At 69.2% G+C, this 21560-nt stretch carries 22 protein-coding genes; 11 read left to right on the forward strand and 11 right to left on the reverse strand.

Annotated elements, in window-relative coordinates; translation table 11 throughout:
- Nucleotides 1-35: 35 nt before the first annotated feature.
- Nucleotides 36-815, forward strand: coding sequence for a transposase family protein (locus tag OG990_RS06955; protein WP_406079440.1), 780 nt, complete (start codon nt 36-38; stop codon nt 813-815).
- Between the two features lie 39 nt (nt 816-854).
- Here the strand turns inward: OG990_RS06955 and OG990_RS06960 are convergent, their stop codons facing one another.
- From OG990_RS06960 to OG990_RS06970, 3 genes are all read right to left on the reverse strand, one after another.
- The gene (locus OG990_RS06960; RefSeq protein WP_406078358.1) at nt 855-2141 is read right to left on the reverse strand and encodes an IS256 family transposase; all 1287 of its coding nucleotides are present in this window, start codon (nt 2139-2141) and stop codon (nt 855-857) included.
- 164 nt (nt 2142-2305) lie between these two features.
- Nucleotides 2306-3292 carry a LysR family transcriptional regulator gene (locus tag OG990_RS06965; RefSeq protein ID WP_406079441.1) on the reverse strand — a complete coding sequence of 329 codons (987 nt, stop codon included), beginning with the start codon at nt 3290-3292 and terminating at the stop codon, nt 2306-2308.
- Nucleotides 3293-3449: 157 nt separating this feature from the next.
- Nucleotides 3450-3803, reverse strand: a complete 354-nt coding sequence (locus OG990_RS06970) for a VOC family protein (RefSeq protein WP_386983002.1) — start codon at nt 3801-3803, stop codon at nt 3450-3452.
- Between the two features lie 126 nt (nt 3804-3929).
- On the opposite strand from OG990_RS06970, the gene OG990_RS06975 reads away from it, so the two are divergent.
- The gene (locus tag OG990_RS06975; RefSeq protein ID WP_386983000.1) at nt 3930-4181 is read left to right on the forward strand and encodes a hypothetical protein; all 252 of its coding nucleotides are present in this window, start codon (nt 3930-3932) and stop codon (nt 4179-4181) included.
- A gap of 11 nt (nt 4182-4192) precedes the next feature.
- Here OG990_RS06975 and OG990_RS06980 read toward each other — a convergent pair whose 3' ends face one another.
- Nucleotides 4193-5023, reverse strand: coding sequence for a PIG-L family deacetylase (locus tag OG990_RS06980; RefSeq protein WP_328417916.1), 831 nt, complete (start codon nt 5021-5023; stop codon nt 4193-4195).
- 245 nt (nt 5024-5268) lie between these two features.
- Between OG990_RS06980 and OG990_RS06985 the strand changes: the two genes are divergently transcribed.
- A complete protein-coding gene (locus OG990_RS06985) occupies nt 5269-6291 on the forward strand; it encodes a LacI family DNA-binding transcriptional regulator (RefSeq protein ID WP_406079442.1) in 1023 nt (340 codons plus the stop codon).
- Nucleotides 6292-6325: 34 nt separating this feature from the next.
- Here the strand turns inward: OG990_RS06985 and OG990_RS06990 are convergent, their stop codons facing one another.
- The gene (locus tag OG990_RS06990; RefSeq protein ID WP_406079443.1) at nt 6326-7033 is read right to left on the reverse strand and encodes a vancomycin high temperature exclusion protein; all 708 of its coding nucleotides are present in this window, start codon (nt 7031-7033) and stop codon (nt 6326-6328) included.
- A gap of 163 nt (nt 7034-7196) precedes the next feature.
- Between OG990_RS06990 and OG990_RS06995 the strand changes: the two genes are divergently transcribed.
- Nucleotides 7197-7382 (forward strand): hypothetical protein, encoded by a 186-nt coding sequence (locus OG990_RS06995; protein ID WP_406079444.1) that lies wholly within the window; start codon nt 7197-7199, stop codon nt 7380-7382.
- Between the two features lie 260 nt (nt 7383-7642).
- Nucleotides 7643-9703, forward strand: coding sequence for a cellulose binding domain-containing protein (locus OG990_RS07000; RefSeq protein WP_406079445.1), 2061 nt, complete (start codon nt 7643-7645; stop codon nt 9701-9703).
- Nucleotides 9704-9998: 295 nt separating this feature from the next.
- Here OG990_RS07000 and OG990_RS07005 read toward each other — a convergent pair whose 3' ends face one another.
- Nucleotides 9999-10970 (reverse strand): DUF559 domain-containing protein, encoded by a 972-nt coding sequence (locus OG990_RS07005; RefSeq protein WP_406079446.1) that lies wholly within the window; start codon nt 10968-10970, stop codon nt 9999-10001.
- A gap of 319 nt (nt 10971-11289) precedes the next feature.
- Nucleotides 11290-14103 carry a M14 family zinc carboxypeptidase gene (locus OG990_RS07010; protein ID WP_406079447.1) on the reverse strand — a complete coding sequence of 938 codons (2814 nt, stop codon included), beginning with the start codon at nt 14101-14103 and terminating at the stop codon, nt 11290-11292.
- Between the two features lie 175 nt (nt 14104-14278).
- Between OG990_RS07010 and OG990_RS07015 the strand changes: the two genes are divergently transcribed.
- The gene (locus OG990_RS07015; protein WP_406079448.1) at nt 14279-14674 is read left to right on the forward strand and encodes a hypothetical protein; all 396 of its coding nucleotides are present in this window, start codon (nt 14279-14281) and stop codon (nt 14672-14674) included.
- A gap of 83 nt (nt 14675-14757) precedes the next feature.
- Here OG990_RS07015 and OG990_RS07020 read toward each other — a convergent pair whose 3' ends face one another.
- A complete protein-coding gene (locus OG990_RS07020) occupies nt 14758-16101 on the reverse strand; it encodes a glycoside hydrolase family 18 protein (RefSeq protein ID WP_406079449.1) in 1344 nt (447 codons plus the stop codon).
- Between the two features lie 143 nt (nt 16102-16244).
- Here OG990_RS07020 and OG990_RS07025 point away from each other — a divergent pair, with 143 nt between their 5' ends.
- Complete coding sequence (locus OG990_RS07025) at nt 16245-17129, forward strand: bile acid:sodium symporter family protein (protein WP_406079450.1); 885 nt, start codon at nt 16245-16247, stop codon at nt 17127-17129.
- Between the two features lie 52 nt (nt 17130-17181).
- On the opposite strand, the gene OG990_RS07030 is transcribed toward OG990_RS07025, so the two are convergent.
- Nucleotides 17182-17601, reverse strand: coding sequence for a PPOX class F420-dependent oxidoreductase (locus tag OG990_RS07030; protein WP_406079451.1), 420 nt, complete (start codon nt 17599-17601; stop codon nt 17182-17184).
- Nucleotides 17602-17943: 342 nt separating this feature from the next.
- On the opposite strand from OG990_RS07030, the gene OG990_RS07035 reads away from it, so the two are divergent.
- Nucleotides 17944-18360, forward strand: coding sequence for a DUF2267 domain-containing protein (locus OG990_RS07035; protein ID WP_406079452.1), 417 nt, complete (start codon nt 17944-17946; stop codon nt 18358-18360).
- A gap of 143 nt (nt 18361-18503) precedes the next feature.
- Nucleotides 18504-19415 carry a TIGR03619 family F420-dependent LLM class oxidoreductase gene (locus OG990_RS07040; RefSeq protein WP_406079453.1) on the forward strand — a complete coding sequence of 304 codons (912 nt, stop codon included), beginning with the start codon at nt 18504-18506 and terminating at the stop codon, nt 19413-19415.
- A 16-nt stretch (nt 19416-19431) separates the two neighbouring features.
- On the opposite strand, the gene OG990_RS07045 is transcribed toward OG990_RS07040, so the two are convergent.
- Nucleotides 19432-19866: a TIGR03668 family PPOX class F420-dependent oxidoreductase gene (locus tag OG990_RS07045; RefSeq protein WP_406079454.1), complete on the reverse strand. Its 435-nt coding sequence runs from the start codon at nt 19864-19866 to the stop codon at nt 19432-19434.
- Between the two features lie 123 nt (nt 19867-19989).
- Between OG990_RS07045 and OG990_RS07050 the strand changes: the two genes are divergently transcribed.
- Nucleotides 19990-20439 carry a VOC family protein gene (locus OG990_RS07050; protein ID WP_406079455.1) on the forward strand — a complete coding sequence of 150 codons (450 nt, stop codon included), beginning with the start codon at nt 19990-19992 and terminating at the stop codon, nt 20437-20439.
- A 256-nt stretch (nt 20440-20695) separates the two neighbouring features.
- Here the strand turns inward: OG990_RS07050 and OG990_RS07055 are convergent, their stop codons facing one another.
- Nucleotides 20696-21070, reverse strand: a complete 375-nt coding sequence (locus tag OG990_RS07055; RefSeq protein WP_406079456.1) for a hypothetical protein — start codon at nt 21068-21070, stop codon at nt 20696-20698.
- A gap of 87 nt (nt 21071-21157) precedes the next feature.
- Here OG990_RS07055 and OG990_RS07060 point away from each other — a divergent pair, with 87 nt between their 5' ends.
- Nucleotides 21158-21553 carry a nitroreductase family deazaflavin-dependent oxidoreductase gene (locus OG990_RS07060; RefSeq protein WP_328415533.1) on the forward strand — a complete coding sequence of 132 codons (396 nt, stop codon included), beginning with the start codon at nt 21158-21160 and terminating at the stop codon, nt 21551-21553.
- The last annotated feature ends 7 nt before the right edge of the window (nt 21554-21560 follow it).

The following is a 21560-nucleotide window of genomic DNA, read 5'->3' on the forward strand; positions in this document are numbered from 1 at the left end:
TTTGTCTGCTGAGGACGGTCATCGAGGATGTCTGGGTGCAGGTGATCACCGCGAGGCACCCGGAGTGGATCTTTCCGTTCACTGGCCTGCAGCCCGCCCAGTTCCGCCGGCTGGTCCGCCTGGTCGCCGAGCGTGGCGGTGACGCGATCGCTGACGGCCGGCCGGGCCGGCAGTGGTCTCTCGACCTGGCGGATCGGGTGTTGCTGGTCGCCGTGTACTGGCGCACGAATCTGACGATGCGGCAGATCGGTCCGTTGTTCGGGGTGTCGCACTCCGCCGCTCACCGGGTCATCGACACCCTCGGCCCGCTGCTGGCCCTGGCCCCGGTTCGCCGGCGCCGGGTCGACCAGATCGCGATCGTCGACGGCACCCTCATCCCGACCCGGGACCACCGCCTGGCCGCCCCGAGCAAGAACTACCGCTACTCGACGAACCTGCAGGTCGCCATCGACGCCCACACCCGCCTCGTGGTGGCCCTCGGCGACCCGCAACCCGGCAACCGCAACGACACCATCGTCTACCGGACCAGCGGCATCGACCAGAAGTTGGCCGGACGGCCGGTCATGGCCGACGGCGCCTACCGCGGCAACCCAGAGGTGATCATCCCGTACCGCAAGCCAACCGACGGCAGCGAGCTGCCCGAGTGGAAGGCCGACCTGAACAAGCAACACCGCACCGTCCGAGCGCAGGTGGAACACGCCCTGGCCAGGATGAAGTGCTTCAAGATCCTCCGCGACTACCGCCGCGCCGCCCACACATTGACCGACGCTGCTTCCGGCATCGCCCATCTCCACAACATCATCCTCGCCGGCTGAACGGGGCTGTCTCGCTAACGGTGTTTCCGGCGATCTTGGTTAGTAGGTTTCAGCGGCTGGGAAGCGGTCGCTGAAGGTGATGGCGAAGGCGTTCAACGCGGGTTTCCAGCGCATCGTCCATCGGGTTCTGCCTGCTCCGGTGGGGTCCAGGGACCGGGTCACCAGGTACAGACACTTCAACGCGGCCAGCTCGTTCGGGAAATGCCCACGGGCTTTGACCGCTCGGCGGTAGCGGGCGTTGAGGGACTCGATCGCGTTGGTCGAGCAGATGACCGTGCGGATTTCGAGGTCGTAGTCGAGGAACGGGATGAACTCGGCCCAGGCGTTGTCCCACAACCGGATCACCGCGGGATACCGCCCGCCCCACTTGTCGGCCAGGTCGTCGAACGCGGCCCGGGCCGCGGTGGCGTTGACCGCGGTGTAGATCGGCTTGATGTCCCGCTTCAACTCGTCCCAGTACCTGCGTGAGGTCAGCCGGAACGTGTTGCGGATCAGATGGATGATGCAGGTCTGCACCACCGTGCGGGGCCACACGTTCGTGACGACCTCCGGCAGGCCTTTCAGGCCGTCGCAGACGAGGAAGAACACGTCCTTCACGCCCCGGTTGCGCAGGTCGGTCAACACGCTCATCCAGAACTTCGCACCCTCACCACCCGTGCCGGCCCACAGCCCGAGGATGTCCTTCTCCCCGTCGAGGGTGACCCCGATCGCGGCGTAGAACGGCCGGTTCGCGACCTGCCCATCGCGGACCTTGACCACGATGGCGTCGATGAACACGGCCGCGTAGATCTCATCCAGGGGCCGGTGCGACCAGTCGGTCATCTCCTCGATCACCTTGTCAGTGATCCGGGAGATGGTCTCCTTGCTGACCGAGGCGCCATAGATCTCGGCGAAGTGCGCGCTGATCTCCCCAGTCGTCAAACCTTTGGCATACAACGACAACACCACCTCGTCGACCCCCGACAGGCGGCGCTGCCGCTTACGGACAATCTGGGGCTCGAACGTGCCAGCCCGATCCCGCGGCACATCGATTGGCACCGGCCCCGATGCGTCGGTCAGCACCGTCTTCGGCCTGGTGCCGTTGCGGATGTTGCCCGCGCCGACGCCGGCCGGATCATGTTTCTCGTAGCCGAGGTGCTCGGTCATCTCCTCGTTCAACGCGGTCTCCAGGACCGTCTTGGTCAACTGCTTCAGCAGCCCATCCGGGCCGGTCAGCGACAGGCCCTGCTCCTTCGCGGCCCGCACCAACTCGGCCGCGGCTTTCGCCTCCGCCGACGGCTCGGGCCGCTTCTTACGTCCAGTCTGGTCGTTCAGTGTCGCGGTCATCACGGCACCCTCCTCACCAGGCACAACGCCCGGCAGGTCAGGCCGGAAACACCTTTAGATCCACAGACCCGGCTGAACCGCCAGCCCGGACGGGGCAACACCTTCAGCGAGTTACGAGACGTCCTTTAGGCGCTGGTGGAGGCTGCTGTCGGCAGCCGGTCGGGTCACCCTTGTCGGGTCTGGGACCTGCGAGCATTTGCGATGTCGCGGTCGCCGCGCCGTGGCGTCGTTGCCCAGGACGGGAGCCAGACCGTCTCAGGGAGCCTTGGCAGGCTTCCGAGGTGGGCGATGATTGCCCGGAGTCCTGGATGTGGGTTCGTTCTGGGCAGGACGAGAGAGAGTGGGTATGCGAGGGTCGGATTCACGATAGGGATGCGGCGTAGGTCGTAGTTCGTCGGCCAGATGTACCGGTCGCGTGCCCCAACGAGGGTGGCCACGTCCGCGGAATCCGCGAGGGTGTCCAGGAGTACTTCGTCTCCAAAGTGCGGGCCTGCCGCATCGATGCGTAGGTCGAATTCGGTGGCGAGCTGATCGTAGAAATCTGCCCATTCGCTTCGGGGCGCGATACCCGGCACCCATATCCGGTGCTTACGCAACTGCAGTGGCGTCAGTCTGCGCGCGGAGGCGAGCGGATGTCTCGGGCCGACGAGAAGCTCCAGCGGAGAGTCGAACGCGTGAATCATTTGCACGTCGGGCGGCAGTGTGTCCGGGGCGGTGACGGTACGGAACGAGGCGTCGATATCGCCCGCTTCGACGGCGGCGACGGCCACGCGTGGGTCGTTGACCCGGAGGGTCACCACGTCGAGGTTGGTTTCGGGATGCGACCGCCAATAGTCGTGCAGAACAACGGCCTGCGCGCTTCGCAGGCCGAGAACGTCGATCCGAAGGGCCCGGAAGCCCGGCCTGACCGCGGTGATGGCGCGCTCGACACCCGCGACGATGCTCCGCGCGTGGGGGAGAAATGCCTGACCATCAAGCGTCAGCTCAACTCCTCGGGCCGTACGTTTGAACAGACGGACTTCCAGCTCGCGTTCCAGGGCGGCGATCCGCTTGGAGACTCCCTGCTGCGTCACGCCCAGCTCATCGGCCGCATGTTGCAACTGTCCGAGCTCGGCCGCCCGGACGAACGATCGCAATGCCTCGGTGTCCACTGGTTCACCTTAGGCGCGCACAACTGATCGTTGTGGCTCGCCGTGGATCGGTTGTTTGATCCCACTCCGGCGTGGCTGATGTGATGCACACATCCAACCGTCGGTTGTCGCGAGGAGCCACGTGCGCGCTACCAGACAGCAGCACGTCTATTCGGTGTCAAACGGTGGCGGCGGTCGGCGCGCCGCCGAAGCCGATCTCATTGCCGTCCGGGTCGCGGAAGGTGGCCTTGCGAACACCGTTGCCGTAGGTCTCGCGCTCGGCCGGCTCCAGGCCGCGTTCGGCGATCTGGGCGAGGCGGGCGTCGAAGTCACTGACGAAGACGGTGTGCATGGCGTGCCCGGCATGCTCGGGCCGTACCTCGATGAACACGTACCGATGGTCGGCCAGTTCCCATACCGCCTCGGTGTCGTTCGGCAGGAACGACGGCGGGGCGCCGAGGAGTTGCTCGTACCAGGCCGCTGCCGTCGTGTAGTCGCGGACGGGTATGCCCGCGAAGAGATCTATCGTCATGCGGTCATGCTAAAAGTCAGGGTCTTCTCGTTCGTGCCGTCGCTGAGGCACGCAGCTCCGGGCCGGGTCGGTCGTGGTGACGGCCGGCCGCTTCCTTGACAGGCTGGCTCGAGATGTGGAGGTGGCATGGTGAGGTCTGGCGGTTCATGGGGCAAGCTGTTCGTCGCGGGTCTGATGGTCCTCTGTTCCGGCATCCGTACCCCCGACATCCTGGCCGAGGGTAGCTGGCGCTCATGGACGGTCGTTCCGGTCCTCGTCGGCGTGCTGTGGTTCTTCCTTCGAGCGTTGCGTGACGTACTCCGTAGGCGTGACCTACGCGGCGAGACGGCAAACGGCGTGGTTGCCACCGAGGTGGGTCATCGAGCGGGCGACGAGTAGCACCTGCCCGGTCAGCGCAGTCCGGCGAAGAGGTCGTCCTCGGGTAGCGGCGCGCCAGTGGTGTCCTGGACGCGGACGAAGGTCTCGACGCCCATCAGTTCGGTGAACCGCTCCCGGCCCAGTTGCAGGAAGAAGATGTTCTCGGTCTGGCTGGCGTGCGCGGCCAACGCGTCGAACTTCTGCGAGCCGTAGCTGCTCGTGTCCACCCAGGTGTCGATCTCGTCGTCAGGCAGGCCGAGCTGCGGCCCCGGCTCGTCCGCTGCGTCCGGATCGGCCCACTCGACGCCGAGTTCCTGCATGATCCGGCCGAACTCCGCGAACATCGTGCGCGGCACGGTGGTCCAGTACACCTTCGCGGGGATGTCCGTCTTCGCGACAGCGGCCATGGTGATCCGGTGGGCCTGGATGTGGTCCGGGTGGCCGTAGAAGCCGTTCTCGTCATAGGTGACGACGACGTCCGGTCGGTACTGCCGGATCAGGTCCGCCAGCCGGTCCGCCGCCTCGTCCACGGGCGTCGTCCAGAATGAGCCCGGCTGGTCGTTGTTCGACCAGCCCATCATCCCCGAATCGGCATAGCCGAGCGTTTCCAGGTGGGTGACCTTCAACGCCGCGCAGCTCACCTCCAGCTCGGCCGAGCGCATCGCCACGACGGCGGCCGGATCGTGCCCCGGGTCGCCGGGCTTGACCCCACCGGGGCCGTCACCGCATCGCCCGTCGGTGCAGGTCACGAGCACTGTCGTGATCCCCTCCGCCGCGTAGCGGGCAAGGATGCCACCGGTGCTCGTCGCCTCGTCGTCGGGGTGGGCGTGTACCGCCATCAGGGTCAGAGATCGCTCAGCCATGCCCTCACCCTACGAGGGCCGTCGCAGTCGCCGTCCGGCGGCTGGAACTTCCGGAAACCTGGGTACCCGCACCGTCGCCAACCCTGCGTACGTCGGCCGGACTTTCGCAATAGGACCCGAGACCTTGACCAGCGTGCAAACGGCTCGTAGCGTCCGGCCATCGATCGGTAATTCCGGCAGGAAGCCGAAAGTTCCGGGAACGACCGAGCCGACCACAGGCTGCCAACCAGACGAAGGGACGGACCGTGGCCTCCGACAACGCCCGAAACGTCACCATCACGATGATCGCGCGGCTGGCCGGCGTCTCCGTGCCCACGGTCTCCCGGGTCGTCAACGGCCGTTCCGACGTCAGCCCGCAGACCCGGGAACGGGTCGAAGAACTGCTCAACCGGTACGGCTACCGCCGCCGTTCGGCGGGCCGCCGGACTGCCGCCGCCCTGATCGATCTGGTCTTCAACGACCTGGACAGCCCTTGGGCTGTGGAGATCATCCGTGGGGTGGAGGACGTCGCGCTGAGCAGCGGCGTCGGCACCGTCGTCTCGGCCATCCACTGGCGCATCTCCTCGGCCAAACAGTGGCTCGACAACATGCGTACCCGCACCTCCTCGGGTGTCATCTTCGTGACCTCGATGGTGAACCCGCCCCTCCAGGCAGAGCTGCGCCGGCTCCGCCTCCCGGTGGTCATCATCGACCCCGCCGGGGTCGATCCGCAGGAGTCACCCACGATCGGCGCCACCAACTGGGCGGGCAGCCTGAGCGCCAACCAGTACCTGCTCGGCCTCGGCCACCGCCGCATCGGTTTCATCGCCGGGCCACCGCACCTGACGTGCAGCCGGGCGCGGCTGGACGGCTACCGGGCCGCCCTCGGCGCAGCCGGAATCCCGGTGGACGACTCCCTCATCCGCGCTGGCAACTTCTACCACGAGGCCGGCTACACGGCCGGTGCGCAGTTGCTGGCCCTGCCCGAGCCGCCCACCGCCATCTTCGCCTCCAGCGACCAGATGGCACTCGGCGTCTACGAGGCCGTCCGCAAACGCGGCCTCCGGGTGCCCGACGACATCAGCGTGGTCGGCTTCGACGACCTGCCGGAGGTCCGGTGGTGCTCCCCACCGCTGACCACCGTCCGTCAACCGCTGGCCGAGATGGGCATGCTGGCCGCACGCACCGTGCTGCGGCTCGCCGGCGGCGAGAAGACCGAGATCCAGCGCCTCGAACTCGCCACCGAACTCGTCCTCCGCGATAGCGCCGCACGACCCCGGCACCCCTGACGGAAGGACTCTCCGCGCAGGTCGGCGTTCGTTCTCAGCCGCTCCGGAGGGCGTCGTCGATGCCGGTCTCTCGGCGGCCGAGGTGGGCCGGGTCCCGACCCGAGACCAGGTCCAGCGCGGCCTTGAGGCAGGCGCCGTGCTCGCGGGAGGAGCTGACCCGCCACGTCTGGGCGTACCGCTTCGCGGTCTCGTCGCCCACGCCGTTGGCGTCGATGCCGAGACGCCTGCACAGCGCCACGGCGCGGGGGAGGTGGAAGGACTGGGTCACGACCGTCGCGCGCGTCACCCCGAAGATCTGCTCCGCCCGGGCGCAGGAGTCGTACGTGTCGAAGCCGGCGTGGTCGAGCACCACCTTCCGCGCCGGCACGCCCCGGTCGACCAGCCAGCGCCGCATCGCGGCGGGTTCGTTGTAGTCGGGGTTCATGTTGTCGCCGGACACCAGGATCGCCCGGACCTTGCCGCCATCGAACAGCCGCCGCGCGATCTCCAAGCGGGCCGCGAGGAACGGAGACGGCGTGCCATCCGCGTCCACCTTGGTGCCCAATACCAGGGCGACCGGCGCGTCCGGTACGTCGGCCTCGCTGTAGAGGTGGCCCTCGGCGTCACCGCGGATCCACGCCACGCTGGCCACCGTGCCGCCGGTCAGCAGCACCGCACCAACCACCAGCGCGAGGAGCGTGTAGCGGACGAACCGCCGACGCTTTCCGTACCACCGCTTGACCGCACCGAATCGTCCCCGCATGCCGCCGGATTATTCCGGTTCCGGTCGCGACGACCGGGACCGGGCGGTCTGGCCGCCCGCAGTCCACGCCTTCCGCCTGGATGCGGGAGGGTGCCACAATGACGGCGGCGCTCAAGCGGTTGTCCGCTGGGCCCGGGGGAGGGCCTTCCGCAGGAAGCGGACGGTGGGCGCGAACCCGGAGGCCGCCATGGACTTTGTTTCCGACGCTACCGCCATCTCCGGCCTGGTCGATCTGCTCGGTGGCGTGCTGCAGTTGACGGCAGCGGTCGTCACTCTGCTGGCCGCCGTCAGTGTCCGGGGGCGCCGCTCAGGTCATGGTGGGCGAGACGATGACGACGCTCGTCCTTGAGACGCAGCGGCGCCGGTGTACGAGGCCGGCGCGTACTCCCTTGAGGTCGTCGAACCGAGCATGAGATTCTTGTGCGTCGATGACATGCCGCGCGCGCGGGGCTGACGTCCGTCCAATGGGCAGCCGGGATCCAGCACGGATTCCGGGGGACGGGTGAAACGAGCGATGGACCAAAGAGCGCCATCCGTCCACGAGTCTGCCCACCGCCGCGCCGCACCCTGACCGGCTGGGCGACCCACCTCCGCGAAGGAACCCAGCCCATGCAGAACCCGAAAGCCCGCGCGTCCCTCCTGGCGAGCCTGCTGCTCGCAGTGGGCGCGCTCTCCGGCATCAACCCACCGACCGCCAGCGCGGCACCCGACCCGGTCGCCGTGACCGTGAACGCCCGCGCGGGGCTGGCGACAGTGCCCGACACCGCACTGGGCGTCAACCACGCCATCTGGGACCAGCACCTCGGCAGCGCCGAGACGTCGGACCTGCTGCGCGGCGCCGGCGTGCAGATGATGCGCTACCCCGGCGGCTCGTACGCCGACATCTACCACTGGAAGGACCACACCGCGCCCGGCGGGTACGTCGCACCGGGGACCGACTTCGACACCTTCATGGCGGCGGTCCGGCGGGCCGGCGCGCAACCGATGATCATCGCGAACTACGGCACCGGCTCGCCGGCAGAGGCCGCCGACTGGGTGCGGTACGCCAACGTGACCAAGGGCTACGGCGCGAAATACTGGACGGTCGGCAACGAGAACTACGGCAACGGCCACTATGGAGCAGCCTGGGAGGCGGACGACCACCCGGACAAGAGCGCGACCCAGTACGCGAGGCTGGTCGTCGAGTACGCCGACGCGATGAAGGCCGTCGACCCGAGCATCAAGGTCGGCGCGGTGCTGACGATGCCGGGCAACTGGCCGGACGGGATCACCGCCGGCAGCGACCCCGGCCCCTGGAACCAGACCGTGCTCTCCCTCGCCGGTCCAAAGATCGACTTCGTGGACGTGCACTGGTACCCGGGTGGCACCGCCGCGGAGTCGCTGGCCCGGACCAGCCACATCCCCGACGCAACCCACCTGCTCCGGGAGCAGCTCACCCGGTACGCCGGCCCGAACGCCGCACGCATCGGCATCAGCTTCACCGAGCTGAACGTCGACGCCGGCCGGACCACCCAGCCGGCGGCGCTCTTCCTGGCCGACGCCTACAGCGCGCTGTTGGAGAACGGGGTCTTCACCGCCCACTGGTGGAACGTGCACAACGGCATCGGCACCGTGTCGGAGGTGGCGGGCCAGACCGACTACGGCGACTTCGGCATGCTCTCCAGCGGCGCCTGCACCGAGGACGGCTCGGTCTGCGAGCCGCCGCTGAACACGGCGTTCGCGCCGTACCACGGGCTGACCATGATGAAGCGCTTCGCCCAGCCCGGCGACCAGTTCGTCCGCGCCGGCACCGACCAGCCGCTGGTCACCGCGCACGCCGTCCGCCGGGGCGACGGTGACCTCGCGGTGCTGCTGGTCAACAAGGACCCGGACACGGCGCATCCGGTCACCATCGGCTACGCGGGGTTCATCCCGTCCGCCGGCGCGCCAACGGTGTCCACCCTCGCCAACGGCGCCACCGGCATCGCCACCGGCCAGTCCGGCTCCGCGACCAGCCGGAAGCTGCCGCCGTACTCACTGACCACACTGGTGCTCCGCCCAGCCGGCTCGACCGCCGGGCGGCCCTCGGCACCGGGTCAGCCCACCGCCAGCGGCGTCACCGACCGGACCGCGACGATCTCCTGGCCGGCGGCCGCACCGGGCGCCAGTCCGATCGCGAAGTACGAGGTGTACCGGCAGAATGGTGCGATCAGCGAGCAACTCGGCGAGACGGCGGCCACCTCGTTCACGGTCGGCAACCTGGTGCCGGGCACCAGGTACACGGTCAACGTGCTGGCCCGCGACACCGCCGGCAGGGTGTCCTGGTCCTCGCCGCCGCTTACCTTCACCACCGGCAGCCCGTCCGCGAGCGCGTGCACCGTCCGCTTCACCACCAACAGCGACTGGGGCAACGGCTACATCGGCGGTGTGGAGATCATCAACAACGGGACGAGCCCGATCAACGGCTGGACGCTCACCTGGACCTGGCCCACCGGCTGGCAGCAGGTGAGCAGCGGCTGGAGCGCCACCTGGGAACAGGTCGGTGCGGCCGTGCGGGTCACCCCGACTGACGACAACCGGCAGATCGCCGCCGGTGGCAGCGTGAGCGCCGGTTTCGTCGGCGCGTACAGCGGCCCGAACGTGTTGCCGACGGCGTTCACCCTCAACGGCACCGTCTGCACCACCGCCTGACGCCGCCAGCGTGGTCCGGCCGGCCCATTCGTAGGGCCGGCCGGACCGTCGTGTTGTGTCGCGGCGTCCACGATGCAGGTACGTCGGCTCGGCGAGCGTCGCCCGGACCGCAGCCCCGACGAGACGCCCGAACCGCCGGCCACCGAGGGCTCCGGACGTCGGCTCTCGTGGCGTTTCGCACTCCTGGCGGGCCAGGCCCCTCCTATCGCACGGTGGACTGCTGGACCAGGTACTCCGCCTCCGCCCGTAGATCTTGGACAGTTTCCGTTACCTGCGAACGGAAACTGTCCAAGATTCACCTTGGTCTTACCCGGCGGGGCGGGGTTGGGGTCCAGCCGGCCGCGACGAGGGCGCGCTGGACCGTCTCGGCGACCTCGTCGGGACGGGCGCGGACCAGCCAGGCCGGGAAGCGCAGGATTCGGTCGCCGCTGGTCCAGACGTCGTTCTGCCGGCGCATGTCGTCTGCCCACTGCCGGGCGTCCATGTGGTGCGCACCGTCGATCTCCACCTGTACCCGCCACTCCTGCCAGTACGCGTCTAGCCAGCGATTCCGTCCTGCCGCGTCGACCCGATGTTCCTGAAGATCCGGAGCGGGCAGCCGATGCCGGCGGCACAGACGCAGGAAGTCGATTTCGGAGAGCGCCTGCGCGCCGCCCACGATGTCGCCAGCCGTCTCTCGGATCAGCCGCCGACGGGGTGCTCGGGGCAGGACGTCGAGCACCGCGTTCAACTCCTCGGGCAGTACCCGGCGCTGCTGGCAGCCTGCGGCCAGCAACCCCTGCGCCTCGTCTACGCCGGCTGCCCAACCCGCCGCGTCGACCAGGGCTCGGGCCGTCGTGGTGCGCGGCGGACGCGCGAGTTGGAGATGGGCTTCCGGCAGCACCGACGTGCGGTGCACCAGGACCGCAGGCATGTCGATCGGGAGTCGACGCAGGGTGGTCCGCGCGGCGCGACGGGCAGCCGGCACCAGCACGTGCAGCGGCTCGCGGCGCAGCCCCCGTACGCCGGCCTCGGCGGCGGCGGTCACACCGGCCAGCACCGCCCCCGTACCGGCGGCCAGGACCGCTACCCACAGCTGCTGGTCACGGCTGAGCCGGCCATTGCCGGTCAACAGAATCCCTCGGCAGATCGACCGCCACCGACCGGAGCGGACACGGCCCCGCACCGTCCCCTCGCTGAGCAGGCGGGTGACCTGCGCGGTAGTCAGCACGCCCGCCTGCTCGAAGGCGAGCCAGTCGAGTACGTCAGCGTCATCGGCGGGCAGCATTCCGGGAACTCTTGCCGCCGGATCGACACCGCGCCACCAGATCTTGGACAGTTTCCGTCACGTGCGAACGGAAACTGTCCAAGATCCGCGCGGAATCGACGGCGCAGCTACGTCGAGGTGGTGTTTGCGTGGAGTGGTCGACTATCGGCCGGTCGCCCAGTGCCGCGCGTCCCGCAGCGCCACGTCGGGCTGGTCTTTGGGCCGGTGTCGTGGCGGGCGTTCGTCGCCCAGGTCGCCGGGCGGCCGTAGCCGATCTCGGAACGCACGAAAGCGCCCGTCCCCAACGCGGGGACGGGCGCTTCGCTGTACAGGTACCGCGTCAGCCCACCACGGACCGCAGCGGCACCTGGGCGTCGTGCAGGGCGCGTACCAGATCACCCAGGAACGGGTGTTCGTCGGCCTGGCGTCCCTCCGGGTTCGGAATCACCAGGTAGGCCGAGCCGTCCGCCTCGGACGCCTGCGCGTCCGTGGTGAAACGCTCGACGATCGCCCGGGTACGCGGCAGGTCCGTGGCCGCTACCTCGATGGTGGTTGGCCGCCACCCGCCGCCCAGCTCCGGCGTCACCGGCGCGGCTGCGGCGCTCGCGCGTGCCGCGTCGACCCCGGGCGAGCGTCGGGCGTCCGGCGCGGTGGTCGCGCCCGCGCCCGCCGGGTAGAGCAGCGCGTTGGCCACCAGGTGCAGACCATTCTCGTTGTACGCCCGGAAGAGCGGGTTGAACGCGAACAGCACCGCCCGACCCGCTCCGGTGGGCTCGTCGACCAGTGCCGCCGTCCCCTTCAGGGTGTCGCCGCCGACGGTGTAGCCGTTGGCCCAGAAGGTGTCACCCGTCGGGTAGCGGAGCACGTTGGTCCCGGTCGTGCTCGGGTTGAGGATCGGGTCGCTGTTGTTGAACTCGAAGTCCTCCGCCGGGCGGCCCAGCGCCACCGGGCTGTCGTGGTCGACGTCGACTCGCAGGTGTGAGCCGAGCACCTGGTAGCCGGCCGGTTTGGGCTTCTCGGTGGTGGAGGTGAGCCCGGCGGCCCGGGCCACCCGGGTGCCCTCGTTGCGCAGCCCGATGTAGGTGTGGCCCTGGGCGATCCAGTCGCGCAGGTTGGCCTGCCCGGTGGCGGTCAGACCGCCGGTGGGGCTGCTGCCGTCCGGCACCAGCAGCACGGTACGTCCGGTGAAGGCCTCGGTGTTGTCGTTGATGTCGGCCGTGGTCACCGGCTTCAGGTCGAGCCCCCACCGCTTGCCGAGCATGTACCGGGCCTCGCCGTGCGAGCCCGACGTGGTGGAGATGCCGGTGCCCTGGAACAGCCCCACGTCCGGCAGGGCGAGCCGTGTCCCGGTGGCCCGCCCACCCGGGGTGAGGGTCACCCCGAGTGATTCGGCCAGCTCGTCGACCTCGCGGCTCAGCTTGCTCGCCGGTAGGGCGACCGCGCTGGTGTTCAGGTCACGCACGAGCGGCACACCACGGCCGAGCAGGGTGAAGGTGAGCTCCGCGGCAGCCGCCGAGTCCAGCGGGTACGTGTACGAGCCCCACGGCCACGCCGGCGCGGTCCGGCCGCCGGAGATTTTCCGGACCAGTTGGGCCTTTGGCTTGACGTTGTCGCCGGTGTAGATCGTGGACACGCCCATCAGCAGCGGGTTGCTCCAGGATGAGACGTCGTAGAAGTAGGGGAAGGGGGTGTACGGGTCCTCGCCCATGATCGCCTGGATCCAGTGCTTCTGCGGCTGGTCCATCGGGATCCAGTACGCGCCCTTGGGCACGGTCACGTTGCTGGCCGACCGGCCGCCGAAGATCCGGGCGGTCGGCACCCGGGTCGGCTTCTGCACCTCGTAGACCTCGACGTCCATCCGGCGCAGCCGCTCGACGAGCTGGCGAACGTCGGCGAGCTGCCGGTCGGGCAGCAGGAAGTACGAACGGATCTTGATGTCGGGTACCGGGAACTGGACCTCGTTGGTGGGCTCGACCACCTCGTTCGGCTCCAGCGTGCCCGCCCTGCCCTGGGCGAGCGCGTCGGTCCAGATGTCGAAGTAGTCGGTCAGCACCTCGTGCTTGTTCGCGGCGGCCCAACCAAGCGTCGCCCACTGGGTGTTGAACTGCTGCTGGACCCGGTCGGCCACCGCCGACGCGCTGCCCTTCTCGTACGTCATGCCGGCCGCACCGAACCCGGTGGTCGGCACGGTGTCGCCGTAGCCCATGAAGAACATGTCGTAGGTCGAGTAGTTGAAGTAACACTCGGTGGCGTCGTCGTCGGCGCAGGCGCCGTTGTAGCCGAAGCCGGCCTTGTTGGCCTCGCCGATCCGGTTGATCCAATCCACCGCCTCGCCAGCGATCTCGTGGTGGATCGGGTCGGCGTTGGGCGGGAAGAAGTACTGGCGGCCACCCATCTCGTGGGCGTCGATGAAGACCTGCGGCGGGTACCGGCGCAGGAGTTCGAGCTTGCCGTCGGTCTCCTGCTGGGTGCGGGCGAACCAGTCCCGGTTCATGTCGAAGCCGAACTCGTTCTGCCGCCGGGTGGCGTCGCGGCCGTCCGGGTTCTGAGTCGGCACGATGATGGTGACCAGGTTGTCGTTGCGCTGGGCGACCGCGCAGGACAGTCCGGCGGCCAGCTCGTACAGCGTCTTGAGCGCGGCGTCGGTGCCGCTCTTCTCGCCGCCGTGCACGTTCGCGGTGACCCAGACGATGGCCGGGCTGTCCTTCGCCGTCCGGGCGGCCGTCCTCGCGCTGGTCCGGCGCGGGTCCCGCAGGTCGCGGACGTCGTCGGCGATCCTTCGCAGCTCCGACGGCCGCACGTTGCGCTCGTTGGACACCACCGCGTACGGCAGCGGCTGGCCGAGCACGCTGGTGGCCATCACGCCGGTGACGACCCGGTCGGAGGCTCCGTCCACGGCCCCCAGGTATCCGCGCACCTCGTCGTTGGTGACGACCCGCTCCTGGCCGACCCCGAGCGGGAAACCGAGCACGGCCTCCGGAGTGGGCACGGTGCTTAGCCGGGCGGTCGGGTCGTTGCTGCAGGGGGAGGGCCGCGCGGCGCTCGCGGCCGTGCCGCTGAGCAGGGGAGTCATGCCGAGTAGGAGCGTGATCGCGGCGGCACTCGCCAGCCGCTTCGGGGGAACCGTCCAGAACGGACTTCTCGATCGGGCCATGTCTCGTGCTTCCCTTCTCGGGAAATGCCTCACAGTGGCCGGAGCCTATGAACCGTCGATAGCCCGGTCAAGGTCTGATCGACTTCGGTGACTGCATGGGATGCCGACACCGGAGCCGGCTGGCAGGATGACGGGGGAACCCGTATTCGTTGTCCTCGCCCGGAAGGAGGAGACAATGCCGGCGTTTCTGGAGACGATCACGCTCTCGGTCCATCCGGATCTTCCGTCCGCCGACTCTCGGCGTTCTCTCGCGTCCTGGTTGCGGTCCGAGGACCGGCTGCGCGAAAAGGTAACGGCGCCGCGCGCCGCAGGTGCCACGACGCCGTCCGACGAGAGGTCGGCGGATGGCACGGACGCGCTGCTGGTGGCCGTCGACAGCGGCGGCGTCGTCATGGTGCTGGTCCAGGCCGTCGCCGGCTGGTTGACCCACCGCCGCGACGACGTGACGGTGAAGCTCACCGGCCCGGACGGATGGTCGGCCGAGCTGGATGTGCGCCGGGCTCGTGACATGGACGAGGTGACCGCGCTGATCGAGGCCGCGGTACACGCGGTGGCACCCGCCCAGCGGTAGGCCGTCGCATGGACCACCGGCCCGCCGCCGGCCGAGGAATCGGTCAGCGACGGGCCGGGGGGACTGCCGCAAGCGGGGTACGGCTACCAGGTCGTCAGCCCGAGGCCGATCGTCTTGGTCAACGTGGCGTTGTCGTCGTCGCCGTCCAAGGACCAGATCATGGCGCCACCCAGTCCGGCCCGCCGGATGTACAGCGTCTTCTGCAGCACGACCGCCGGGTCGTCGTACGTCCAGAGCGTCGTACCGTCGAACAACCAGGCGTGCCCGGCGCGGAGGTCGCGGTGCACGGTGAAGCCGTTGCCGGCCAGGGTCTTGAGCTGCTTGTAGTCCTCGTACCCGGCCTCGAAGGTGGCCGGCGCGGGGCCCGTGGCGGGCTTGAACAGACCGTTGCCGCCCCCGGTGATGCCGGTCCAGCCCCGACCGTAGTACGGGATGCCCAGGACCAGCTTGTCGCGCGGCGCGCCACGGGCGATCCAGCCGTCGATCGCCACCTCGACGGAGAAGTCCGGGTTGTCCGGCGCGCCCGCCGGCACGCGCAGCGCCGACTGCTGGTTGGCCACCGCGTCCCAGCCGCCGTGGAAGTCGTACCCCTGCACCGTGGCGAAGTCCAGGTACTTGAAGATCTTGCGACCCTCGTACCCGGCGTCCATGGTCGCCGGGTTGGCCGGCAGGAACGCGGTCAGCGGGTGGTGCGCGCGGGTCTTGCGGCCGTACGCGTCGAGTTGCCGGCGGAACTCGGCGAGCAGCTTGGTGAAGTTCTCCCGGTCCTCCGGGCGGATGACGTTGCCTGGCTCACCGGCCCAGTTCGGCCACTCCCAGTCGAGGTCGATGCCGTCGAAGACGCCGGCGGCGGCACCCGGGCCACCCGCGCTCCCGTCCCCACCCGGCAGGTTGCCCTTCAGGTAGAGATCGATGCAGGAGGCGACGAACGCCTTGCGGGAGGCGTCGGTACGGGCGGCGTTCGAGAAGTACGTCGACCAGCTCCAACCACCCAGCGAGATCAGCACCTTCAGGCCGGGGTGCTTGGCCTTCAGCTTGGCCAACTGGCCGAAGTTGCCGTTGAGCGCCTGACCCGGGCCGTCGGCGACGCCGTCGACGCTCTCCTCCGCCGGAACGGGACGCTGGTAGTCGGCCCAGGCGTCGCCCTCGCCCGGCCCGCCATCCACAAAGCAGCGTCCGTCTTCGCTGACGTTGCCGAAGGCGTAGTTGACGTGGGTGAGGCGGCTGGCCGCCCCGGAGGTGTCGAGCTTCTTGACCGGGAAGGCCCGGCCGTAGATGCCCCACTGGGTGAAGTAGCCGACCCGGTGGTAACCGGCCCGGTGGTCGGGCTTGTCGCCCGCGCTCGCGGCGGTCGGCGGGGCGGCGGTGACCAGCATGGTCGCCAGGGCAAGGATGGCGGTGAGGCGGCGGTGACGGAATTGTCGCATCGGCACTCCCACGAGGAATGGAGCGGAATTAGTAAAGAGACTTATCTGATCGATGAAGTTAAGCCGATCACGGTCTGAGGTCAAGAGCCACCAGCCGCACGGGGGATTGTGGGGGCGTTACCGGGTGGTAACGATGTCGTGTCATGGACTCAGCCTTGACCCTGATCGGACTGCCCATCGCCCTCGGCATCATCATGCTCGGCCTGGGTCTCGGGCTGACCACTGAGGACTTCCGTCGGGTGGCTCAGCATCCCAGGGCCGCCGTCATCGCGTTGGTGTGCCAGGTGCTGGTGCTACCGGCGCTCTGCTTCGGGCTGGTCGTCGCCTTCGACCTGGCGCCGGAGCTGGCCGTCGGGATGATGCTGCTGGCCGCTTCCCCCGGTGGCACGACGGCCAATCTCTACAGCCACCTCTTTGGCGGGCACGTGGCCCTGAACATCACCCTCACCGCCATCAACTCGATAATCGCGGTGTTCACCCTGCCGATCCTGGTCAACCTGTCGGCGGCGTACTTCCTGCCCGACGGCAGGAGCATCGGCCTGCAGTTCGACAAGGTGCTGCAGGTGTTCGCCATCGTGCTCGTCCCGGTGGCGATCGGCATGCTGATCCGGGCCCGGGTACCCCGCGTGGCCGAGCGCCTGAACCGCCCGGTCCGGATTCTGTCCGTCGTCGTGCTCGTCGCGGTGATCGCCGGTGCTGTGCTCGGCGAGCGCGAGAACATCGCCGACTACTTCGTCTCGGTCGGCCTGGCCGTGCTCGCGTTCAACCTGCTGAGCCTCGCCATCGGGTACGGGGTGCCGCGGCTTGCCGGGGTCGATCGAAGCGCCGCGACGGCGGCCGGGTTCGAGATCGGCATCCACAACAGCACCCTGGCCATCACGATCGCGCTCAGCCCGGCGCTGCTCGACAGCACGCAGATGGCGATCCCGGGGGCCGTCTACGGCATCGTCATGTTCTTCACCGCGGCGGCCTTCGGCTACCTGGTGACCCGAGTCGGCGCCCCGTCCGCCGCCGCCACCACCACCTGATACCGAGGCGTCGCCAGCCCGGCCGGCGGTGCCGCCGGCCGGGCTGTGTTGGTCAGCCGATCTGGTTGTTGTCCTTGAGCGCGCCCCAGCCGTGCCAGCGGTCGATCTCGATCAGGGCGCTGACCCGAGCGCGCTCCCGCCGTGGATACGCGTTCCCCGTGTAGTGCAGGGACAGTCGGTCAATGTCGGCGAGGCCCTCGTCGGGCCGCAGTTCGGCGACGTGCCCGATGATGCTGACGTGGGTGTACCAGCCGGCCTCATCGAGCACGGTGAGCGAGACCCGGGGGTCGTTTCGGACGTGGTCCAGCCGGCGACGGCCCTCGTCCATGTTCACCAGGATCCGGCCGTCCTCCCACAGGTACCAGGTGGCGGCGGACACCGGCTGACCCTCCGCCTGAAGCGTGGTCATGACGGCCGGGTTCGGCTTCCGCAGCATGGCGATCGCGGGCTCGGGCAGCGGTGGCTTGGACATCAAGTCTCCTCGTCGCGTCGGCGTTTACCCCTGCACGTTACGCACCCGCCGATCGCGATCACGCTCGGATGGTTAGGCACATCGCACGGAGTACCTCGTCGAGCGGATGTGCACCCCGCCCGGTAATTCGTACGGTCCCTGCCATGACCGGAAACCAGTCCGGCGTCGCCGTAGCGGGCCTTGGTGATTCGCCCGATGGGGATGAGGCAGGGTCACCCCCTGTCCCAGGAGGCTGTCGAGGTACCAGTTCACTCGGCACCCGAGAGGTGCGAGCGCGGCGCACTGAGGTCAGGGGCTCGTAACTGGCGGTTTGTCGGCGATTGGGTCGGAGAGGAGAATCAGGTGGAATACGAGGATTTCATCAACGCAGTGGCCACGCGGGCGAAGGTGTCGACCGATCAGGCGGTGACACTCACCAGCGCCACGTTGCAGACGTTGGCAGATCGGATCAGCGCCGGCCAGGCTGAGAACCTTGCCTATCAGCTTCCCGATGGGCTTGACGATCAACTGCGCAAACCGCCACCGCACAGAAGGCAGGAACATGCCCAGTCGTTCGGGCTCGAAGAGTTCGTGCGGCGGGTGGCGGACCGTCCGGCCGTCGACCGTGCGCTCGCCGCTGCCGGGGTCGGCGCGGTGCTCACCACGCTCCGTGAGGCTGTTTCCCGTGACCAGTTCGAGGACGCGGTGGCCCAGCTTCCGAAGGAGTTCCAGCAGGTGATCGAACCGGTGGGTGCCGGCGGCGGGCAGCGCCACGGGTAGCAGCACGGACGCCGTGACGGACGACCTTGGCAGTCTGGAATCCGAGCTGCCGAAGGACATCCGGCAGCTGCTCCATCCGGTGGGGCGCAGCGTCGGGGCTTGAACCGAGCCACTTCCTCGCCTGATCTGGGTACGGTGCGCGGGTGGAGGTTGGATTCGCCCCGCCCGTCTCCGGCTCGTGGGCCACACCGGAGCGCATGATCCATGTCGCCCGCCGCGCCGAGCAGCTCGGCTACCACTCGCTCTGGACGTTCCAGCGCCTCCTGGTCCCCGCCGACCTCGGCTGGAGCGAGACCTATCACAGCGTCCAGGACCCGCTGACCACGCTGGCGTTCCTGGCGGCCCACACCACGCGGGTCCGGCTCGGCGTCGCGGTGCTCAACATGCCGTTCATCTCTCCGGTGCTGCTGGCCAAGCAGACCGCGACCCTCGACATCCTCGCCGGCGGACGGCTCGACGTGGGACTCGGCCTCGGTTGGGCGGACGAGGAGTATCAGGCGACGGGGGTGAGCAAGCATCGGCGGGGCCGTCGGGCCGAGGAGTTCCTCGCTGTTCTCCGCGCTCTCTGGCAGAACGACGTCGCCGAGCATCGCGGCGAGTTCTACCAGGTCCCGCCGACGCGCCTGGAGCCGAAGCCCGTGCAGCGGCCACACCCTCCGATTCTGCTCGGCGGCCAGGCGCCAGCCGCGCTGCGCCGGGCCGGCCGGCTCGCCGACGGCTGGGTCAGTGGCAGCCAGGCGGACCTGACGGGCATCGGCGAGGCGGTCGCGACCGTCAAGGCCGCCGCTGTGGAGGCGGGCCGAGATCCGCGCTCGCTGCGATTCGTCTGCCGCGGCGCGGTCCGCGTACGCCCGATGGGCCCGCCCGGGCGCGAGCCGCTCACCGGCACGCTCGGGCAGATCCGGTCGGATCTCGGCAGACTTGCCGAAGCCGGCATCACCGAAGTGTTCGTCGATCTCAACTTCGATCCGGAGATCGGCTCACCCCGCGCCGACGCGCAGGCGTCGCTGCGCCGGGCCGACGAGGTGCTCGACGCCCTCGCTCCGACCCGCTGACACCCCCGGCCGGCGCTCACCCGGCCGGGTCGGCTGCCGCGTCCGCCGCGGACCACGCCGACCAGGCGGTCACCGCTATCGCGATCACCGGCCCGGCTGGGGGCCGCTGGACGTACTGCGGGTACTTGTCGGCCAGCGCGGCGCGGGCCGTGGCCTCCTCCGCGCGGTCCTCCACCAGCCGGCCGAGCCCGTCCAGGCGGACCCACCACAGCCGCGACCAGTCCTCGTCGTACTCGTCGACCAGCAGGCAGGCATGCCCCGTCGCCTGGATGTTCTCCAGCCGGCGTAGCCGCCGGTGGCGCTTGGGCTTCTCGTCCACCGCGTGGTAGACGACGTCGTCGAGCAGGACGAAGCACACGGGCACCAGGTGTGGACGCCCATCCGGTCGGACGGTGGTCAGCCGGGCCACCCTGGCTGACCGGACCCGATGCCGGATTTCGTCGGCGGGCACAGGCCCGACCGTAACAGCCGACACGCGACACGGTGACTCGTTGTGGCTGGGCGTCGTCGAGCCGATGGGTGTGCCGGCGCCGCACGCGGGTACGCCCAGCCGATCGGACCCGGGGGAGGCGTGATGGCGAGCGAGGCGCCCGACTACTTCCAGCCCGAGGCTGGGCTGGTGCTCACGCACCTGCTGATCGTGCGGGATGTGGACCGCTCACGGGAGTTCTACCAGCGTGTGCTGGGAGCGACGGTGGTGCGGGAACGCCAGCCGGCGATCCTGCGGTTCCACAACAGCTACATCGTGATCAACGACGAGGGTGGCCCGACCGACGACAAGCCGGATGTGCAGGCACAGGCGCCGCCGGATTCGCGGACGCTCAGCAGCGCCATGAACATCCGGGTCACCGACGTCCGGGCGGTCTACGAGCAGTGGCGGTCACGGGGTGGGGAGTTCCTGACCGAGCCGAAGGACCATGGCGTCGAGATCCGGTGCTACCTACGTGATCCGGACGGCTACCTGATCGAGCTCGGTCAGGGCACCGGGATCCTCGCCGAGATGGGTCGCGCCGCCTCCGCCTGAGCCTGACGATAGGCGCCGCCGGCACCCCTGGTCACGGCCAGACCAACCATCGTGATCGGGCCCCTGGTGATCAGGGCGGTACCCGGTGCCGAGATGCACGAGCCAGGCGAGGACCCGCTGGCTATGTTTGCAACGCCACATGTGCCGCCAAATGGTATTAATCGGGCTATTGCTGCCGCCGCACTCGGCGAGCCGGTCGGCAGACGACCGACCCGGCCGCTTCAGGAGCGTTCGTAGACGACGGTGCCGTCGGCGATCATGTGGGTGAGGCGGGCGTCGGCGGGTAGTCCCGCGCCGGTAGCGAACAGGTTGCGGTGGAGCCCGGCAGGTCCGCGCGCTTGCCGACCGCGATCGTGTCGGCGTCATGGTTGACGTACGCCGAGTCTGCGGTGAACGCGATGGGTAGCGGCAGCGCCTGTTCCGGCAGGAACGGGGCGTCGAGCTCGGTCACCGCGGCGGCGAGCAGCTCGGCATCGACGTACGTCAGGCCGCAGTTGTCGGTGTGGCCGCCGCGCCCAATCCGGTCTAGGTACGCCTGCCGGGCCGCGAGGTCGTTGAGCCAGACCCGTAGCCGGTTGCGCCCGGCCAAGGGCGCGTGAATGTGGGCGTCCTGGAATCCTGGCAGCACCATGCCGCCCCGGTCGGCGGGTAGCAAAACCAGTGCAGCGATCGAAGTGTCGGCCGACGCTTCGGTCGCGCTCGGGGGAACATGGTGGCCATGGTGTTACCCAGACGGTTGGCGCGGTTCAACCGGGTCGTCACCAACCGCGTGACCGGTCCGCTGGCCGGGCGGCTGCCCGGTTTCGGCGTCATCATCCATCGGGGCCGCCGCTCTGGTCGCGAGTACCGGACTCCGATCAATATCTTCCGGACGTCCGACGGTTACGTCGCCGCGCTGACCTACGGGGTAACCGACTGGGCGAGAAACGTACTGGCGGCCGGCGGCTGTGAGCTGGAGATCCGCGGCCGGCGAGTGCCCCTCACCCGTCCCCGCCTCGTGCACGACCCCACCCGCCGGGACATGCCGCCGGTCGTCCGCCAGCTCGTCGGGGTGATCGGCGTGACCGACTTCCTCTATCTCGACACCGTGCCCGATGCAGACCACGTCCACTAGGCAGATC

This window comes from Micromonospora sp. NBC_00858 (assembly GCF_045207365.1).
Lineage (GTDB): Bacteria > Actinomycetota > Actinomycetes > Mycobacteriales > Micromonosporaceae > Micromonospora.

Excerpts from the sequence above, each read along its gene's own strand:
- OG990_RS07050 (WP_406079455.1), top strand. The coding sequence starts at position 19,990 with ATGGCGAGCGAGGCGCCCGACTACTTCCAGCCCGAGGCTGGGCTGGTG.
- OG990_RS07025 (WP_406079450.1), top strand. The coding sequence starts at position 16,245 with ATGGACTCAGCCTTGACCCTGATCGGACTGCCCATCGCCCTCGGCATC.
- OG990_RS06990 (WP_406079443.1), bottom strand. The coding sequence starts at position 7,033 with ATGCGGGGACGATTCGGTGCGGTCAAGCGGTGGTACGGAAAGCGTCGG.
- OG990_RS07030 (WP_406079451.1), bottom strand. The coding sequence starts at position 17,601 with ATGTCCAAGCCACCGCTGCCCGAGCCCGCGATCGCCATGCTGCGGAAG.
- OG990_RS07000 (WP_406079445.1), top strand. The coding sequence starts at position 7,643 with ATGCAGAACCCGAAAGCCCGCGCGTCCCTCCTGGCGAGCCTGCTGCTC.
- OG990_RS06970 (WP_386983002.1), bottom strand. The coding sequence starts at position 3,803 with ATGACGATAGATCTCTTCGCGGGCATACCCGTCCGCGACTACACGACG.
- OG990_RS06960 (WP_406078358.1), bottom strand. The coding sequence starts at position 2,141 with ATGACCGCGACACTGAACGACCAGACTGGACGTAAGAAGCGGCCCGAG.
- OG990_RS07005 (WP_406079446.1), bottom strand. The coding sequence starts at position 10,970 with ATGCTGCCCGCCGATGACGCTGACGTACTCGACTGGCTCGCCTTCGAG.
- OG990_RS07060 (WP_328415533.1), top strand. The coding sequence starts at position 21,158 with ATGGTGTTACCCAGACGGTTGGCGCGGTTCAACCGGGTCGTCACCAAC.
- OG990_RS07020 (WP_406079449.1), bottom strand. The coding sequence starts at position 16,101 with ATGCGACAATTCCGTCACCGCCGCCTCACCGCCATCCTTGCCCTGGCG.
- OG990_RS07055 (WP_406079456.1), bottom strand. The coding sequence starts at position 21,070 with ATGGTGCTGCCAGGATTCCAGGACGCCCACATTCACGCGCCCTTGGCC.
- OG990_RS07010 (WP_406079447.1), bottom strand. The coding sequence starts at position 14,103 with ATGGCCCGATCGAGAAGTCCGTTCTGGACGGTTCCCCCGAAGCGGCTG.
- OG990_RS06975 (WP_386983000.1), top strand. The coding sequence starts at position 3,930 with ATGGTGAGGTCTGGCGGTTCATGGGGCAAGCTGTTCGTCGCGGGTCTG.
- OG990_RS06980 (WP_328417916.1), bottom strand. The coding sequence starts at position 5,023 with ATGGCTGAGCGATCTCTGACCCTGATGGCGGTACACGCCCACCCCGAC.
- OG990_RS07015 (WP_406079448.1), top strand. The coding sequence starts at position 14,279 with ATGCCGGCGTTTCTGGAGACGATCACGCTCTCGGTCCATCCGGATCTT.